Origin of the sequence: Synechocystis sp. LKSZ1 (genome assembly GCF_040436315.1) — a bacterium.
In the GTDB taxonomy this organism is placed as follows: domain Bacteria; phylum Cyanobacteriota; class Cyanobacteriia; order Cyanobacteriales; family Microcystaceae; genus Synechocystis.
In genome coordinates this window covers 3,017,081-3,035,022 of sequence record NZ_AP031572.1, presented here as the reverse complement: position 1 = coordinate 3,035,022, position 17,942 = coordinate 3,017,081, and the positions used below count along the sequence as shown (strand labels likewise).

Sequence of the window (17,942 nt, the reverse complement as noted above, 5' to 3'; positions counted from 1 at the left end):
GGGTATTATCTGCCATGGGTTGGCCATCGCGGCCGAGGGAAAGAGTCACCGGGCTAAGGCCTCCAAACGCAATGGACTCTGCCATGATCGTACCGCTCTTTTTACAGGAAAGCCTACCAGGCTTTAGGCTGAAAACCGGCTCTACACAACAAACCCTACCCGTCCTTCGCTCCATACAAGAAAAGGCCAAAGAATGAGGGCCAACATCCCGAGCTAGTCCATCCATAGATCGACTTTGTACTGTTTAAATTTAATATCCTGAGAAATCAAGATTAGGCCTTCAGTCTGGGCCTGGGCGATTAACATCCGGTCAAAAGGGTCTTTATGATGTTCGGGTAAATGGGCAATCCTTAAGCTATGTTCTACTGTAATACTAAGTAGTTGAAATTGATTTTCCTTCAGTATCGTCAGCAAACCATCGGGAAAAGATAACTTCCCTAAAGATTTTTTGATCGACATTTCCCATACCGTGGCCGCACTAACAAAAATAAAGTTTTCGGGATTAGTGATGATAGACCGGGTCTCGGCAGACAATCGTCCATCATCTCCTAACCACCACAACAAGATATGGGTATCCAATAAAAATTTCAAGCTTCACTCCCATAAAAAAGGGCGTTGATTTCAGGGGATTCGGCATCAAAATCATCGGCTATTTCGAGCTGTCCTTTCCAGACGCCGGCCCGACGAGGTTGGGATACCCCCTCGTAAGCTACCAGACGAACCAAGGGTTTCCCGGCTCGGCTAATAATCACATCTTCTCCCGCCAGAACTGACTCGATCAGTTGCGATAGATGGGTTTTCGCTTCATGAATATTGGCATTACGCATAACATCACACTTAGCTAGACTTAGTTTGATTTAATTATACCCAAATCTCTGATGCCTAATGACACTTCCCTGTCCTCCCCTTGCGAACGAGAGATGCCGTAGGCGGAGGGGTAACAATCGGTAGCGTTAACTTGAAGATTTGGTATTAAGCAAGAGCCAGCAGGGAAAAGCAAATATCCCAAAATCGAAGAAAAACTGTTAAGCAAAAAAGGGAGAGCCGAAGCCCTCCCTTACTTACTTACTTATTTAAGTTACGTCAATGGAATGATTCCTCTAGAAGGGAATCGGGGAAGGGAAGATGTTGTCTAAGAACTCCGTTCCGTCACCCCCGATAGTACCTTGACGCAAGTCAGTATTATCGATGATGAAGTCCGAAGGACGCAGGTTCAGAGAAGTGGTAGAACTGGTTCCACGAACAATTGCCAGGAGACTCAATTCAACCGGTAGTACTTCCCCAGCCGCATTGTTGCCCTGATCAAGTTGAACAAAGCGGTAGATACCTGAACCACCGTTAGCATTAACCACAACTAGACCACCATCACCGTTATCGGCATAGATAAAGCCAGACAGACGGTTGGCAACAGCCGCAATGTTAGTCAGGAAGGGATCCGCGGGGGTTTGAGCTTGGTCGAAGAAGAGGGCTTCATCACCACTCCGTCCAATACGACCATTGGCATCATAAACGGTCTGGCGTCCGGTGCTAAAGTTAACAGCTTGGTTAATCTTGAACAGGTCAATTAACTGGTTGCTGTTTTTGCTCACGAAGTCACCCAAACCATTGAGTTCGGTTGGAACATTCGCTCCAGAGTAGTCAACTTCATTACCGAGAACAATCTTATCGCCTGTGAGGGAATCGATTGTAGAAGTCGCATCAGCAACAACGCCACCAGCAAAAGTGCTGCCTGTTAGCGTACTAGTACCACCACCAACGAGCGTAAAGGTTAACGAACCATCAACACCATTGGGAATGTTGTCTGCCTTCTTATTGAAGTTGAAGACTTGGTCAAAACCAGTGCTAGCACCGGGAGCCGCTCCATCGTCAAAGGCCGTATAGCGAACAAACTCAGGCGTATTTTCCACAATGATCGGAGTCAGAGCATTACGGAAGAATACGGTTGGCTCTAGGGTAATCGTGTCTGCACCACCATTACCTTGGTAGGTAATGTAATCTTCTACAAAGTCACCGCCAAGGGTTTCATCGAAGAAGAAGGAATCAAGCAAGGCCTGGATTTGAGCAACCCGATTTTCACCCGGTAAGGGATAATTCGTGAAAATTTCACGAAGCCCGGTGATTGGCGGTACATCCGGAGGAGCAGAAGCACTAGGCTGTAAGCCAGTACGCACCAGTTGGTCTGCGAAATCACCCAAGAAGCTGTTGAGTAATACTTCAACGTCTGCTCCTAGGAAGTTATCCAGGGCCTGGTTATCGAGAATACCTAACCAAGCATCAATTTGCTGAGCTATACTGCCACCGCCGGGAAGAATTCCCTGCTGTAGGATGAAACCAGCCGAGAGCTTGTCATCACCATCGCCACCAATCAGACCAGCTGAGGCATTAATCCCATTTTGTAGGCTAGAGGCACCAATGTTGAAGGCGTAGGCATTCAAGGTCTCATTGCTAGCAAAGTCTTGGGCGCTAAGGAGAATGTCAACCCCACTACCGATACCGTCATAATTGAGGTCGTTCAAGAAGACCGTAATCTGACCACCGGCTTGCTGGGCGACTCCCTGAGCCAAGTAAACATCAGCGTCATCAGAGAAGATGGTGAACGCTTCAATGGAATCCATGATCGGATTGACGATGTTATTGGTATCCGTCAGATAGTAGGGGAAGGTACCATCCGCAGGATTGAGCGAGACGGGTTGCCCTTCAGCACCAAATCCCGACACAGTACGAGGCGCAATGATGATGTCATCCTGACCGCCACCGAGGGCAAAGAGTAGGTTGTCAACGCCATCGCCACCCAAGAGGGTATCACCAGTGCTTAGGCCAGACCAGCTACCATCATTCAGATCAAGGTCAGTGCTATCTGCGCTCAAAAGCATCGAGATCAGATCGTTGCCAGCACCGGCATCGACGTAATCTTGACCGCCAGCAATCTCGATCCAGTCTGTATTGTTGCCATTGGAGATGACCACATCGTTATCATTGCCAAAGCCCGCCACGATGATATTGGCACCGGGTTGAGCCGCAGCAATACCAACGGAGTCACCAACACGGACATAGTCATCATCGCCTAGGGTCACAATCAGGTTGTTACCACCCAGGTCGATAACCACATCACTGTCATCGACGCGGCTGAAACCTTCTTCATCCAACTCTGTAAAGGTTCCCGCAAGGATGATGTCATTACCGGCACCCGTTAGTACGGTGTCATCGTTACCACCCGTGCTGATAATGTTGTCGCCTTGGAGGTCGCGGACATAGTCCTTACCAAAGATAGAACTGAAGAGATCTTCTTCGGTAAAGTCATCGCCAAAGGGACGCTCAAAAGAGACTTGGAAGAAGGATTGTAGCAGAGGGCCATCCGCCAAGATCACATCGTTATCGGTGCCGTTAACGGATGCTGGGCCACTGAAGTCTTCCTTGCCAGCTTCTGATTCCGCATTGGTGCTATCCAACTCGTCATCATCGTCAGAAACAATGAAGTCGTTACCCAGACCTGTCAATACAAAGTCGTTACCGATGCCGCTGTAAACCACGTTGTCGCCGCCGTAGTCCACGATGTAATCGTTACCACTACGGGTGAGCACCACGTCATCCGCAAAGTAGCCAGGAACGGCTAGACCATAGAGACTGGGATTAATCTGCTGATCATCGATGGGATTGAAGTAAGCGGAACCACCGGGAAAACCAGGATTGAAACGTCCAAACGGATCCACTAGGCCGCCTTGTGGGAAGACAACGAACCAGTTGCCGGAGAAGGGCCCATTGGGAACAAACGCAAACTGTTGGTCAACGTTAATGCCCACGAATGGAATCCCAAACTCATTGACATTGGGGCCATCCAGAAGCACCACATCATCCCCGGAGCCTGAATCCACTAAGTAACCACCGAGGTTATCCGTATCACTAACAGAGTAACCAACCTCAGGGGGTACTAAGACCGCAGTTGTTGTACTGATATTTCCGTTAGTGAGAAGCATCCACTGCCCTGCGTTAATATCGCCCTGTTGAACGACGAAGAACGGGAGGTAATCACTCGGATTGGGAGCATTATTACGAACATTGTCACTAACAACATTCCCAGCCAAGTCGAGGTAAGCCGTTTCACCGGGTTTGTAGTCGGCGATATTACCGGTCAAGATGAAGGAACCCGTTTGACGACCCGCTTGCGCCAGGAGATCTAGGACATCTTGGACATTTGCGATCAGGTTGGGATCATTTGCCCAGGGGCCAGGTCCCTCGTTAGGCGCTTGGCGTAGATAACCAAAGGGCTGTGGTGTATTTCCGTTCTCCCCAAAGGTGTCACGGCGGATAAAGTCGTTGCCGGCACCGGTGTTGACTTCTAGGGCAAAGCCAGCACTATTGAGTAGTTTGCCCCGGACAAAATCATTGGTGGTTTCGATGTCAACCGGCTCGTAACGGCTGAAGTCATAGTCAACCTCCTGGAGAGCAAAGAAGTCGGTGTCATTGATGGGATTGATAAATTCCACCAAGTCAACCACGTAGTTATCCCGTGCACCGGCCCAGTAGGCTTCAGCCTTGGTTGTAACAGCGGTGTTCCAGCTAAAGTCATCCAAATAGAGGATGTCATTCAGGGGAGCACCGTTGCCTTCAATTAGTGCTGAGATGTTCCCTGCATTGGGAGCACGATCCACATCGTAGGTTTGCAGAATTTCTAAAGAAACCAAGTCAATAGAAGCGAGCTGGTTACTTTGCAGGGTTTCAAAGGTTTCTTGGGTGTTGAAACCAACGAAACGCACACCATTGTCGTTCGGGGGATTGAAGACAAATTTTTCGATGTTGTCAATGGTGGCAAAGTTCAGAGCCGACTCTAGGGTTGCACCTTGGAATTGAGCCGCACCCGGGAAGGGGAGAGCGCCAAAGCCAATGCCTTCCGTCGGGTAGTTCGCGGGTAGATTATCCAAGGTCAAGGGATATTCATCTGGGTCTAGGCCTTGAGGAACATCCGGCTGGCTAGAGGAGGCAAAGGGCGCCGTTGGATCGTTGGCACGAATACCGTCAAAGGTGTCGGGGTCAACCGCAACAGGAGAGGTGAAGAAGTTGGTGACCGCCGTTAGGGGCTGGGTCAGCAAGGGGAGTCCGAAGAGGAAGCCAGGGAAGGCCCCAGGGACAATCGGCTCAAGAGCAAGACTAGAGACTGACCCACCAGACAATGGAATCATGATTCCGGAAAGGTCTTCTCCTAGCGGAATAGCAAATTGAGCGGTTGTTGGGGTTTCAATGACGTAGCATTGGTAGCCATTGATTTGGACGCTATTGGTGTTAGCAACAGCAGCAAATTCGTTAACAAACTGCAAGCCAGCATTGTTAACACCAAATTCCATCCGCAGGGTATCAAAGCCGCCTCCACCGTTGATGTCGTCGCTGGAGTTGAAGTCACTGACAGAGTCAGCGACAATCGTGTCAGCGCCGGTTGTGCCATTGATGTCATCGGCATTGCTGGTGAGGAAGAAGCCATCAACTACCTGAGTTTTAGCGCCAGCTCCACCAATGCCAGGGTCACCAATCACCGTGACAATCACATTGGAGCTTTTCTCAATGATGACTTTGGGACTGGCCCCTGCGGTTACGCCCGTCACATTGACATTCAAGCGAGACCCAGGGGGAAGCGCGTTGGTCGCACCAATGATTAGGCCCGGATTAGCCGCAAGAATTGCATCCGTTAGGGTGATGTTGAAGGTCTGAGCACTATTGTTGGAAGCACTCAGTTCAAAACGATCAATGCCAGAGACATTTTGGAGGTCAGTGGCTTGAATGGTTACGCCATCAACAATTTCGATAACGTTGTAGCCACCATCTAGTTGAGCCGTTAGTAGGTCAGACACCTGAACCCCGCGGACAATCAGACGCTCATCATCCGCACCACCTAAGAAGCGGAAAGCGCTGAGTAGAGACGGGTCGGTGGGAACCAAGATGTCATCAACGTTAGTGATGTCAACGGTGGTGTTTGCACGAGCTTCACGGCTGTCGATGGTGAAACGACGAGCGTTACTGCCGTTGATATTCAGGTTGTCGTTGGACTGGGCAATCAACTCATTACTGACATTGATGAAGTAGTCCTGCTGAGCACCGGCGATGGTTCCTTCAAAGGCCGCTTGGACATCGGGGTGAGTGCTAACAATTTCTTCGTCACCACTCAGGTTACGCAGGGTGAACTGTTCAATGTTGCTGACCCGAATGGTTTCGGTTAGCTCGATAGAACCGCCAGCGGTAAAGATGATTTGGTCGTAGGAAAGCGGGGTGTCGTTGGTACCACCATTGACAAAGTCAAGGTTGTTCATGTCATTGGCCCGCATCCAGAGGGCATCACTGCCTTGGCCCAGGTTCACATTGACATTACCCGTACCGACAGCAACGTTATCATTACCGGAACCAGACTCCACGAAGTCGTTGCCGTTGCCAGTGATAACAAGGTCGGCACCACCATTGGACTTGACAATGTCAGGAGCAAAGTCGGTTTCGTCACCCACCACAATCGTGTCAGGGCCATCACCGGTATTAACGATATCGATGCCGTTGCCCGCAATCACTTTGTTAGTGCCAGTGCCGAAGGGGACTTGGCCTACCCCTGCATTGACGACGTTGTTACCGTCACCAACGTAGATAACGTTATTGCCATTACCTGCGTTAACAGTGTCGTTGCCGTCGCCGGTGGTGATGAAGTTATCACCATCACCTGCTGTCACATTGTTATTGCCTTCGCCCGCATCGATGATGTTGTCAAACTTGACAAAATCATTACCCGCAAAAGGCCCTTGGAGAAGCTTAGCCGCAGGCTTGGGAACTTCATTACCATCACCAACGGTAATGTTGTCGTTGCCAGAGCCACTCTTGATCAGGTTGTAGCCATCATCCGCCGTGACAATGTTGTTGCCGTTGCCAGCATCGACGTAGTTGTAACCACCACCCACATCAATGGTGTCGTTACCATTGCCGGTTTCGACAGAGTCGTTGCTCGCACCGTAGGGGCTGGTTTCAGGCGCTACCACATCAAAGCCCGTGGCCTGAGCGCCAGCGTTGTATGTATCTAAGTCGACAATATTGTCGAATAACTCAAAGGGATGGGCGGTATTCTCGTTACCTTGGGCCAAGGTCACGCTGACTCGGCCGGGAACCGTTGCATCGCCAACTTTAGAGGTGTAGGTAAACTTGAGGTCTGCATTCAGCCCAGACGCATCAATGGTGGTCAAGTAGGGCTGGTCTAGACCGGGATTACCGCTGGGGTTATCACCACCCAAATCAGCCACAATGTGGAGGCTGGTGTCGCCATCAATGTTGAGCGTCCGCATTGCCGGGCCACTGTCAATGAAGGCAATGGTGTTGACATAGTTGGTTTCCGGATTGGAAGAGGTATTGATGGAAGTGAGGTTGAGGATCTCTAGTTGAGCATCAGCCTGCTGGGCGCCTTGAGAAACAAAGATGCCAATACCTTCTGGCGCAGAACTTAGAATGCCGAAACCTGCTTCATCTACAACAGGAATTTCATCAACAATGATGTTGAGGACATTCGGTTCCTGGAAGGGATTGTTTTGGAGATAAGTGGCATCGAAGTTAAATTCAAAAGCACCTTCAGAATCCTTGATGTAAACCGTCAGGATAGAATTAGCAACATCGCTGGGGTTGTTGTAGATATCGGCAAAGAGGACATCTCCGAAAGTACGGATAATTTGTAGTAGCTCGATGCCAGTGCTGTTGCCTAGGTAAATAGAGCTTTGGGTATCAGAGCCACCACCGTTGAGTTCAAAAATCTCGATGTCATTGGTGGTGAAGTTAGAACCGATATTGAATGTCCCGGAGAGGAACAACTGTAAACGGTCAAAGCCGTAACCAACCCAACCGGTTAGTTGATCGCCTTGGCCCAGGGTGTTTTCATTACCAATGAAAAGAGAAGAGGTTCCAATATCCGTACCCGGGGTCAGTGCAATAGGAGCGGGTTCAACATCAATAATGTTGACTTCAGCTGCGATTTCACCGATGTTCGTGAATACGGTGAAGATTAAATTCTCTTCATCCGGCTCATAAATAACATCGGGGGCTAAGGTCACGCTAAATGTGGCAATCCCGTTAGCGTCAGTTTGCAGATTACCTGCAGTAGCACCACCAACAATATCCAGCGCGCTGATACCAGTGATAGTGTAGGCAAATTGGGTATTGGGTTGAACTGGATTGATAGTGGAAAAGGTGAAGGTAACAGTCTGGCCCTCTTGAACAGCCGACTTATTAGCCGTTAGGGTATAGACCGGCGGAACATCGATAATATCAACTGTTACAGGGGCTGGTTGACCCGGAAGCGGTGTAGTAACGGTTAAAGTTAGAGCTTCACCAGGATCAATCACAGCATCTTGGGCAACCTGAATTTGCAGATTGGCTACGCCATTGATGTCTGTAACCAGTTGACCTTCTAGACTCCCGCCCACAATATCACTGGCATCGATACCAGTAATTTTGTAGCTGAAACTAGTATTTGCCTGGACAGGCAGGTTAGAGGTGAAGGTGAAGATAATGGTGCCGCCTTCAGAAACCTGAGCGGTATTGGCTGTCAGGGTGTATTCAGGCAGAACGTTAACAACCGTGACCGGCTCGCTCACAAAGAAACCACTAGGCGTCGCAACGCGAACAGTTAGAGTTTCATCCCCTTCATTGATGTTGACATCATTGAGTAACGTGACTTGCAACTCGTAACGACCAGATTCATCGGTCGTGAATGTTCCTGCTACAACACCGCCAGCCACATCGGTTTGGTCAATGCCCAGTAACTGATAGCTGAAGGTAGTGTTGGGTTGAAGCGGTTGACTCGTTTCAAAGGTAAAGACAACGGTTTCCCCTTCCAAAATGGAAGTCTTGTCAGGAACCATTGTGTACACCGGTGGAATATCAATGACAGGGACTTGAGCAACAATCGTTCCTGCTGCAGTTCCAGGTGCTTGTACTGTTAATGTGAGGTTTTCTAAACCCTCGACGACAGCATCATAGGCAATATCAAGTTGTAGCGTTGCTTTTCCACTGGCATCCGTGGTCAGTTGGCCAGTTAAAACGCCACCAACGATATCTTCGGTTTGAACACCGGTGATGGTGTAGTTGAAGGTTGCGCCCGCTTGAACGGGGTCACTGGTCTGGAAGGTGAAAATAACCGTACCACCTTCATCAACTGTGTTGACATCAGAGGTGAGGCTGTAGCCAGGCTCAACATTGGTGATGGCAACGGAATCAGAAATAGTACCTGTGGCAGTGCCCGGAGCCTGTACCGTCAGGGTCAGGTTTTCGGGGTCAATGACAATGTCACGAGCAATGCCTAACTGCAGGGTTGCTTGACCGCTGGCATCTGTTGTCAGAACACCAGTCAGTTGACCACCAACAATATCTTCAGCTTGAACGCCGGTGATGGTGTAGTTGAAGGTCGCACCCGCTTGAACGGGGTCACTGGTCTGGAAGGTGAAAATAACCGTACCACCTTCATCAACTGTGTTGACATCAGAGGTGAGGCTGTAGCCAGGCTCAACATTGGTGATGGCAACGGAATCAGAAATGGTACCCGTGGCAGTGCCCGGAGCCTGTACCGTCAGGGTCAGGTTTTCGGGGTCAATGACAATGTCACGAGCAATGCCTAACTGCAGGGTTGCTTGACCGCTGGCATCCGTTGTCAGTTGGCCCGTTAAAACGCCACCAACAATATCTTCGGCTTGAACACCGGTGATGGTGTAGTTGAAGGTTGCACCCGCTTGAACGGGGTCACTGGTCTGGAAGGTGAAAATAACCGTACCACCTTCATCAACCGTGCTGACATCAGAGGTGAGGCTGTAGCCAGGCTCAACATTAGTGATGGCAACGGAATCAGAAATGGTACCCGTGGCAGTGCCCGGAGCCTGTACCGTCAGGGTCAGGTTTTCAGGGTCAATGACAACGTCACGAGCGATATCCAACTGCAGGGTCGCTTTACCGCTGGCATCCGTTGTCAGTTGACCAGTTAAAACACCACCAACAATATCTTCAGCTTGGACACCGGTGATGGTGTAGTTGAAGGTTGCACCTGCTTGAGCAGGGTTGCTGGTTTCGAAGTTGAAGATAACCGTGCCACCTTCAGGAACCGTGTTGACATCAGAGGTGAGGCTGTAGCCAGGCTCAACATTAGTGATGGCAACGGAATCAGAAATGGTACCCGTGGCAGTTCCAGGGGCCTGTACCGTCAGGGTCAGATTTTCCGTGTCAATGACAACATCCCGAGCGATATCCAACTGCAGGGTTGCTTTACCGCTGGCATCCGTTGTCAGTTGACCAGTTAAAACACCACCAACAATATCTTCAGCTTGGACACCGGTGATGGTGTAGTTGAAGGTTGCACCTGCTTGAGCAGGGTTGCTGGTTTCGAAGTTGAAGATAACCGTGCCACCTTCAGGAACCGTGTTGACATCAGAGGTGAGGCTGTAGCCAGGCTCAACATTAGTGATGGCAACGGAATCAGAAATGGTACCCGTGGCAGTTCCAGGGGCCTGTACCGTCAGGGTCAGATTTTCCGTGTCAATGACAACATCCCGAGCGATATCCAACTGCAGGGTCGCTTTACCGCTGGCATCCGTTGTCAGTTGACCAGTTAAAACACCACCGACAATATCTTCAGCTTGGACACCGGTGATGGTGTAGTTGAAGGTTGCACCCGCTTGGGCAGGATTGCTGGTTTCGAAGTTGAAGATAACCGTGCCACCTTCAGGAACTGTGTTCACATCCGAGGTGAGGCTGTAGCTGGGAGGAACATCAACAATGCTGACATCCGCGCTTTTACCAGCAATGGAAAAACTGAGGGTTTCGGTCTCAATCTCTGCATCCTGAGCAATGTTGACAGAGAAGACCGCCTGCCCGTTGGCATCGGTTGTGACAGTCCCTGCCAAAGGAACGTTGACATCAGCAGCTTGAACTCCCGTAATTTGGTAGTTAAAGGTGGTATTGGGTTGAACCGGAGCACTGGTCACTAGGGTGAAGGTAACAGTACCACCTTCAGAAACCTGAGCAGAGCTAGCGGTCAAGGTGTAGGTTGGCAGAACTTCATTGACCGTAACTGTCCGGCTGGTCAAAATTTGTTGCTGGTTGGCCTGGTTGAGAATATTGAGCGTCAACTGCTCATTTCCTTCAATGAGAGCATCCAGAGCAATATTGACGCTAATCGCCGCTGTGCCATCATTACCAACAACGATTGTTCCCGTTAATTGGCCACCAACGATATCAGCAGTAGTAATTCCGCCGGTGGGGGCAATCTGATAAGTCAGAACGGTTCCCGGAGCTACATAGGTAGTATCGAGGGTAAAGGCAATGGACTGGCCTTCATTGACACTATTAGTGGGGGTCGATTGCAGGCTATAGACTGGCTCTAGATAGGCTGCCATGAAGGCATCCGTCGCCGCTTTGGCAGCAGTTACAGTAGAATCTTGAGCCGTAACGGAGCGGATGATGTCTTGAGACGTCTCACCAGCAGCCGGGCCATACACCTGAATACTGGAGGTGGCATCACTGTCAGTGAAGGGGTCGCTATTGTGGAGGGTGTTAAATTTGTTAGTAAAATCTAAGGCGACGTTATTGCGGTTACGGATCGTAATGGCGTCGTCGTTTTGAGCACCGTTAACGACAAGCTGGATGAATTCACCCACAAAGCTAGGGTTGGCTTGCAGAACATCGCTCCAGAACTTGAGACCGGCAGCTTCTGCATTACGGTTGAAGGCGTTGACATAGATTTGATTGACAAATTGCTCGACGGCCCCCCGGTCAGAAGTATTGGGGTTTCGGAGGAAGCCATACTCATCTTCAGCTTCAGTGGACTCTGCAAAGAAATTGGTAACATCTAGGATGGCCTTTTCTGCAGATGCACCGTTGGAAATAGCAGCTTGAGCATTATTAACCCAGAACTCTAGACCCTGAGGATCGGCGGCTCGCCCCCAGTAGCTAACGTAGATTTGGGTAATTTGATAATTAAGAGCTTCTTCAGAAGAACGAATAGAATTGATGATTTCTGCATCAGGAGTCCCTTGATTGGAAACTCCAACCCAGAAATTTTGACCTGCGGTGTCTGCTGGACGACCGAGGTATTTTAAGTAGGCTGCATTGATTTGGGTTGCTGTTAGAGCCATGTTGTTTTAACTCCTCACTCGTTTTTTAGATGGAAGATAAGGATAGGCGTAGTTTAATGCAACTATATTTAGCCACACAGGAATCTCCTCTGTCAAGTCAGTGAGACACCAAAGGGTCTCCCTATAGTCTCGCTCTAGTATAGTTCGCTTTTTACAGAATGACCGTAGTATTGGGGGGATTTTGTATATTTTTTTCAAGGGGGAAGGTCGAGGCTGATTCATGCAAACTACTGGTGTTAGAGCTTTAGAAAGATTGTCTTAAGTTTGCCGAAATTTGTTCCCGGTTCCAGGAGAATATCCCTAGGCTGGGCTTCGTTTGGGGGTGTATCGGCCGAACCGGCAGGTTATTAAGTGGGAGACATGGACAAACATGCTAGAACATGACGTGGTAATTGTTGGCGGGGGTCTGGCGGGATGTCGAGCAGCCTTAGAGATTAAGCGCCTGAATACAGGACTTGACGTGGCCCTAATTGCTAAGACCCATCCCATTCGCTCCCATTCTGTAGCGGCCCAGGGCGGTATTGCGGCAACCCTACAAAACGTCGATGCGGAGGATAGTTGGGAAGCCCACGCCTTTGATACGGTGAAAGGCTCCGATTACTTAGCTGACCAGGATGCAGTGGAAATACTGACGAAGGAGGCCCCGGAGGTCATTATCGAACTGGAGCATTTAGGGGTGCTTTTCTCCCGCTTACCCGATGGCAAGATCGCTCAACGGGCCTTTGGGGGCCATCGCTTTCGGCGGACTTGTTACGCGGCGGACAAAACCGGCCATGCCATTCTCCACGAACTGGTGAATAACCTACGGCGCTACGGGGTCGTGCTCTACGACGAATGGTACGTCATGCGTCTGATTTACGAAGGCCAGGAAGCCAAGGGTCTGGTAATGTATCACTTGCTGGATGGCCAGTTAGCGGTGGTGCGGGCCAAGGCAGTGGTGTTGGCGACAGGGGGGTATGGCCGCGTTTATAATACCACCTCCAATGATTACGCTTCGACGGGAGATGGCCTAGCCATGGTGGCCCAGGCGGGTATTCCCTTAGAAGATATGGAATTTGTACAGTTTCATCCAACCGGTCTTTATCCTGTGGGAGTGTTGATTTCAGAGGCAGTGCGGGGGGAAGGGGCCTATCTGATCAATAGCGAGGGCCAGCGCTTCATGGCTAACTATGCCCCCAGCCGTATGGAACTGGCCCCCCGGGACATTACATCACGGGCGATTACCACAGAAATTCGAGCGGGCCGAGGCATTCATTCCGATGGTAGTGCGGGCGGGCCGTTTGTCTATCTAGACCTGCGTCATCTGGGCCGAGACATGATCATGAACCGTATTCCCTTCTGTTGGGAAGAGGCCCATCGCCTAGTGGGGATTGATGCAGCCATGGAACCGATTCCAGTACGGCCGACGGTTCACTACTGCATGGGAGGAATTCCAGTCAATACCGATGGCCGAGTGCGTCAGGATGCGACGTCATTGACGGAGGGCCTGTTTGCGGCGGGGGAATGTGCCTGCGTTTCCGTACACGGGGCCAATCGATTGGGGAGTAATTCATTACTAGAATGCGTCGTGTATGGCCGAAGAACCGGCCGCGCAGTGGCGGCCTACGTGGCCCAGCGTTCCTGGCCAGATCTCGACGAGTCCCCCTACCTCCAAGCCACTCAGACGAATGTTCAACAACTGCTAAATCAAGCAGGCAAACTACGGATTAGTCAGTTACGACAGGCCTTCCAGGATTGTATGACTCAGCATTGCGGCGTTTTTCGGAATGAGACCCTGATGCAGGAAGGATTAAGCCAGATTCAGGCCCTTAAGGCTCAATATGACGACATTTTCCTGGATGATAAACAGGCCTGCTGGAATACAGAACTGTTAGAAGCCTGGGAACTCCGCAATATTATGACGGTCGGCGAATTGATTCTGGCCTCGGCCCTGTCCCGGCAAGAAAGTCGGGGAGCCCATGCTCGAGAGGACTTTCCAGAGCGCAACGATGGGGAATATCTTTGGCACACCTTGGCCCAGTCCCAGGATCATGCGGTTCAAATTCAACCCTTACCGGTGGTGATTAATCGTTTTCCCCCGGAGGAGCGTAAATATTAATCTTGGCCTTTACTCCCAAGATAAGTAGAAGGAAGTCGGCCTAGGTCATGTGATGGAGATACAGATCCCAAAGGCTCCAGGCCAGAACTCATAACTATATATATATGGAAAACCTACAGTTAGTCTTTAGGAGTAAAGCTCTGAGGCTGAAAAACCTGGTCTTCCTGTCCTCGCCACCACTCACCTAAATTCATCAGGTCTTGTTGGATGTCCTGTAATTGTTCTAGGTACTCGTTTTCCGTAAGATGGGGACGATTTTCTTGGAGCTTGGCCAGGCGGAGTTGTACCAGTAACCAAGGCTTACCGATGCTGTCGGTTTGCTCAATGTAGCGGGCCAGGTCTTGACTATCCATAGATACAATGGGGAGGGTAAGTCCTGAGGAGAGAAAAGATGAGCAACGCAACTTACACCCAGGATTTTTATAGTTGGTCGTTACAACAGGCGCAGTTACTGCGAAATCGCCAATTTGATCAGGTTGATTGGGCCCACGTGATTGAGGAGTTAGAGGATTTGGGACGTGGCGAATATAGGGCCCTAGTATCTGCCATCGAACAACTGACCTTACATTTACTAAAGTGGCAGTATCAACCCCAGCGACGTGTCTTGAGTTGGCGACATTCCATTAATAAACAACGCCGACAGATAGAACGTCTCTTGGAAGATAACCCCGGCATGAAGCCGAAGCTAGGGGAGGCCATTGCCCAAGGGTATAAGTACGGGAGAAAAGGGGCCAGCCAGGAAACAGGTTTACCTCTGGAAAGTTTGCCTGCAATCTGTCCCTATGCTTGGGTAGAGCTTCAGGATGAGAACTATTGGCCCAATTAGGGCCCCCTCCGTTTCCCGTTCGTAGGGGGCCAGATTTTCGTTGAAACTAGGCGGCGGCGAGGTTAGCGGCGACAAAATCCCAGTTTACTAATTTGGTCACAAAGTCATTGATGTAGTCGGGACGGCGGTTTTGGTAATCGAGATAGTAAGCATGCTCCCAAACATCCATGGTTAGGAGAGGTGTTTGGCCAGCGGTCATAGGATTTTCAGCGTTACCGGTTTTGGTGACTTTTAAGGTTCCGTTGTCAAGAACCAACCAGGCCCAGCCACTACCAAATTGGGTTGCACCGGCTTTTTTGAATTCTTCCACGAAGGCTTCAAAACTACCGAAATCTGCGTTGATTTTATCCGCCAGGGCCCCCGTGGGTTGGCCACCCCCACCGGGTTTCATGCAGTTCCAGTAGAAGCTATGGTTCCAGGCCTGGGCGGCATTGTTGAAAATACCAGCTTTGCTTGCATCGCCCGCAATGGCTTTGATCACATCTTCAATGGCCTGATTATCGAGGTCAGTACCGGCAACGGCCGCATTATAGTTGTTGACATAGGCGGCATGGTGTTTATCATGGTGAAACTCCAGAGTACTTTTGGAAATACAGGGTTCCAGGGCCGTGTAATCGTAGGGTAATGCAGGAAGTGCGTATGCCATTGTGTTTCTCTTACTACAAGAATGGGGTTGATCAACTCTCGAATTTACTGTAACCCAAAACTTACCTTCCTAAAAGGCAATGGCCATGATTAAAGTCTTGCACCTGTCGGATATCCACCTGGGGAGTGGCTTTAGCCACGGCCGTATTAATCCGGCAACGGGATTGAATAGTCGGCTAGAGGATTTTATCCATTGCCTGAGTCTCTGTATTGACCGGGCCATTGCCGAACCGGCGGATTTAGTTCTCTTTGGGGGAGATGCCTTTCCCGATGCAACGCCGCCCCCCTTTGTCCAGGAGGCCTTTGCGAGTCAATTTCGTCGCCTGGCCGATGCCAAGATTCCCACCGTTCTGTTGGTGGGCAACCATGACCAATATTCTCAGGGTAGTGGCGGGGCCAGTCTATCGATCTATCGCACCTTGGCCGTACCCGGTTTTATTGTGGGCGATCGTCTGACGACGCATCTGATTCCAACCCTAGCCGGTGATCTGCAGGTGATTACCCTCCCTTGGTTAACCCGCTCTACCCTGCTGACTCGCCCGGAAACGGAAGGCTTGTCCCTCGAAGCAATCAATGGCCTGCTGTTGGAAAAATTACAACCGGCCCTGGAAGGGGAAATTCGCCAACTCAATCCCTACCTGCCGACAATTCTGTTGGCCCATCTGATGGCCGACCGGGCTAACTTTGGGGCAGAGCGGTTTCTCGCCGTGGGTAAGGGTTTTACCATTCCCCTGGCCCTGTTAACCCGTCCCGAATTTGACTACGTGGCCCTGGGCCATGTCCATAAACACCAAAACCTCAATCCCCAAAATAATCCTCCCGTTGTGTATCCCGGCAGTATTGAGCGGGTGGATTTTGGCGAAGAAAAAGAAGACAAGGGCTATGTTTGGCTGGAAATTGAGAAGGGCCGGGTAGATTGGCAGTTTTGTCCCCTACCGGCGCGGCCCTTCCACACTATTAAAATAGATGTCACCCAGGCCGAAGACCCCCAACATCAGCTTCTGAGGGCCATCCGGAAAGCACCACTTCAGGATGCCGTCGTTCGTTTGGTTTATCACCTACGTTCAGAACAATTAGACGGGATCAACCAAAGTCAACTCCATGAGGCCCTCAAAGCGGCCCACACCTATTCCCTTCGTCCAGAATTAGCTAGTCAACTGAGTCGGCCGCGCTTGCCTGAACTGGAAACCGGCAGTTCTCTTGATCCGATGCAGGCCCTGCGCACCTACCTCGAAAGCCGGGGTGAAGCATTAAAAGAACTACTACCCGAATTACTTGAAGCGGCCCAACAACTGCTAGCGGAGGACTCCGAAGATGCTTGGAACGAGGGGGAAGAGACGGCAGTAGACGCTGAAGCTGTTGCCTCTTAGTTAAAGGTGTCTTGGAAAATTACCTTGCCGCGCTTGTAGACCTGTACCTTCTCGTCGTTGATGGAATAGGTATATTCACCATTTTTCCAGGTAGCAATGCCAACCTTGCGATTTTTGCCGAGGACAATACAACCGGTTTGATAGATACAGCCTTTGTAGGTGCCAGCATCGTAGTCAACGGTATATTCTCCTTTTTGGCCGTAGTAGGTAACGGGGAGAGCCAAGGCCGGTAGGACAGGGATAATCGCAGAGATAAATGCCAAAGGTAGCAGGAAAGATTTCATGACCAGGGAAAAGTAGAAAACTGGGCCTTAATTTTAACTAACCTTGGGTGCAAGGAACTGGCTCAAAGTGGGAGTATTGGCAATCAAGTAACAAAATCTTAAAAAACAGCATAAATTTGCCCTCAATCATCTCTCAAAACTATCCAAACCCTACAATTAGAGCTTAGAATAAGGCAGTGAAATAGCGAGTCTGTCGGGATTCTAGCCTTTGAGCCTAATAAAATCCCCTCAAAAGATTCGTTGTTTGTGCTTCTTTCAAAAATCAACATCAATTTTTAACCTCAATTAACTCCCAAGGAGACCTCCATGAATAAAGGCGAATTAGTCCATGCCGTTGCTGAAAAGGCCTCAGTGACCAAAAAACAAGCCGATGCCGTAATTACAGCGGCCATTGATGCCATTATGGAAGCAGTGGCCGAAGGGGATAAGGTAACTCTCGTCGGTTTTGGTTCCTTTGAAGCTCGGGAACGGAAAGAACGGGAAGGACGCAATCCCAAAACCAATGAAAAAATGGTTATCCCTGCCACCAAAGTCCCTGCTTTTTCTGCAGGTAAGATGTTTAAAGAAAAAGTAGCCCCCTAGGCAACAGAC

At 50.1% G+C, this 17,942-nt stretch carries 10 protein-coding genes; 4 read left to right on the top strand and 6 right to left on the bottom strand.

The genetic code is table 11. The features are described from left to right. Positions 1–213 precede the first annotated feature (213 nt). The 3 genes from ABXS88_RS13780 to ABXS88_RS13770 all read right to left on the bottom strand — a co-directional run bounded on the left by ABXS88_RS13780 (position 214) and on the right by ABXS88_RS13770 (position 12,128). The gene (locus tag ABXS88_RS13780; RefSeq protein ID WP_353672619.1) at positions 214–591 is read right to left on the bottom strand and encodes a type II toxin-antitoxin system VapC family toxin; all 378 of its coding nucleotides are present in this window, start codon (positions 589–591) and stop codon (positions 214–216) included. Next, positions 588–827 carry a type II toxin-antitoxin system Phd/YefM family antitoxin gene (locus ABXS88_RS13775; protein WP_353672618.1) on the bottom strand — a complete coding sequence of 80 codons (240 nt, stop codon included), beginning with the start codon at positions 825–827 and terminating at the stop codon, positions 588–590. The genes ABXS88_RS13780 and ABXS88_RS13775 overlap by 4 nt, the downstream gene beginning before the upstream one ends. 273 nt (positions 828–1,100) lie before the next feature. Next, a complete protein-coding gene (locus ABXS88_RS13770; protein WP_353672617.1) occupies positions 1,101–12,128 on the bottom strand; it encodes a hypothetical protein in 11,028 nt (3,675 codons plus the stop codon). A gap of 370 nt (positions 12,129–12,498) precedes the next feature. Between ABXS88_RS13770 and ABXS88_RS13765 the strand changes: the two genes are divergently transcribed. Next, on the top strand, positions 12,499–14,226 hold the full coding sequence (locus ABXS88_RS13765) for a succinate dehydrogenase/fumarate reductase flavoprotein subunit (protein WP_353672616.1): 1,728 nt from the start codon (positions 12,499–12,501) through the stop codon (positions 14,224–14,226). A 119-nt stretch (positions 14,227–14,345) separates the two neighbouring features. On the opposite strand, the gene ABXS88_RS13760 is transcribed toward ABXS88_RS13765, so the two are convergent. Further along, the gene (locus ABXS88_RS13760; protein ID WP_353672615.1) at positions 14,346–14,579 is read right to left on the bottom strand and encodes a hypothetical protein; all 234 of its coding nucleotides are present in this window, start codon (positions 14,577–14,579) and stop codon (positions 14,346–14,348) included. Between the two features lie 38 nt (positions 14,580–14,617). Here ABXS88_RS13760 and ABXS88_RS13755 point away from each other — a divergent pair, with 38 nt between their 5' ends. Next, a complete protein-coding gene (locus ABXS88_RS13755; RefSeq protein WP_353672614.1) occupies positions 14,618–15,052 on the top strand; it encodes a DUF29 domain-containing protein in 435 nt (144 codons plus the stop codon). A 46-nt stretch (positions 15,053–15,098) separates the two neighbouring features. On the opposite strand, the gene ABXS88_RS13750 is transcribed toward ABXS88_RS13755, so the two are convergent. Further along, on the bottom strand, positions 15,099–15,698 hold the full coding sequence (locus ABXS88_RS13750; RefSeq protein ID WP_353672613.1) for a superoxide dismutase: 600 nt from the start codon (positions 15,696–15,698) through the stop codon (positions 15,099–15,101). Positions 15,699–15,783: 85 nt separating this feature from the next. On the opposite strand from ABXS88_RS13750, the gene sbcD reads away from it, so the two are divergent. Then, a complete protein-coding gene (sbcD, locus tag ABXS88_RS13745) occupies positions 15,784–17,067 on the top strand; it encodes an exonuclease subunit SbcD (RefSeq protein WP_353672612.1) in 1,284 nt (427 codons plus the stop codon). Here the strand turns inward: sbcD and ABXS88_RS13740 are convergent. Then, on the bottom strand, positions 17,064–17,351 hold the full coding sequence (locus ABXS88_RS13740) for a hypothetical protein (RefSeq protein ID WP_353672611.1): 288 nt from the start codon (positions 17,349–17,351) through the stop codon (positions 17,064–17,066). The two genes, sbcD and ABXS88_RS13740, sit on opposite strands and share 4 nt — an antisense overlap. 306 nt (positions 17,352–17,657) lie before the next feature. On the opposite strand from ABXS88_RS13740, the gene ABXS88_RS13735 reads away from it, so the two are divergent. After that, positions 17,658–17,933: an HU family DNA-binding protein gene (locus ABXS88_RS13735; RefSeq protein WP_353672610.1), complete on the top strand. Its 276-nt coding sequence runs from the start codon at positions 17,658–17,660 to the stop codon at positions 17,931–17,933. Positions 17,934–17,942: the final 9 nt, after the last annotated feature.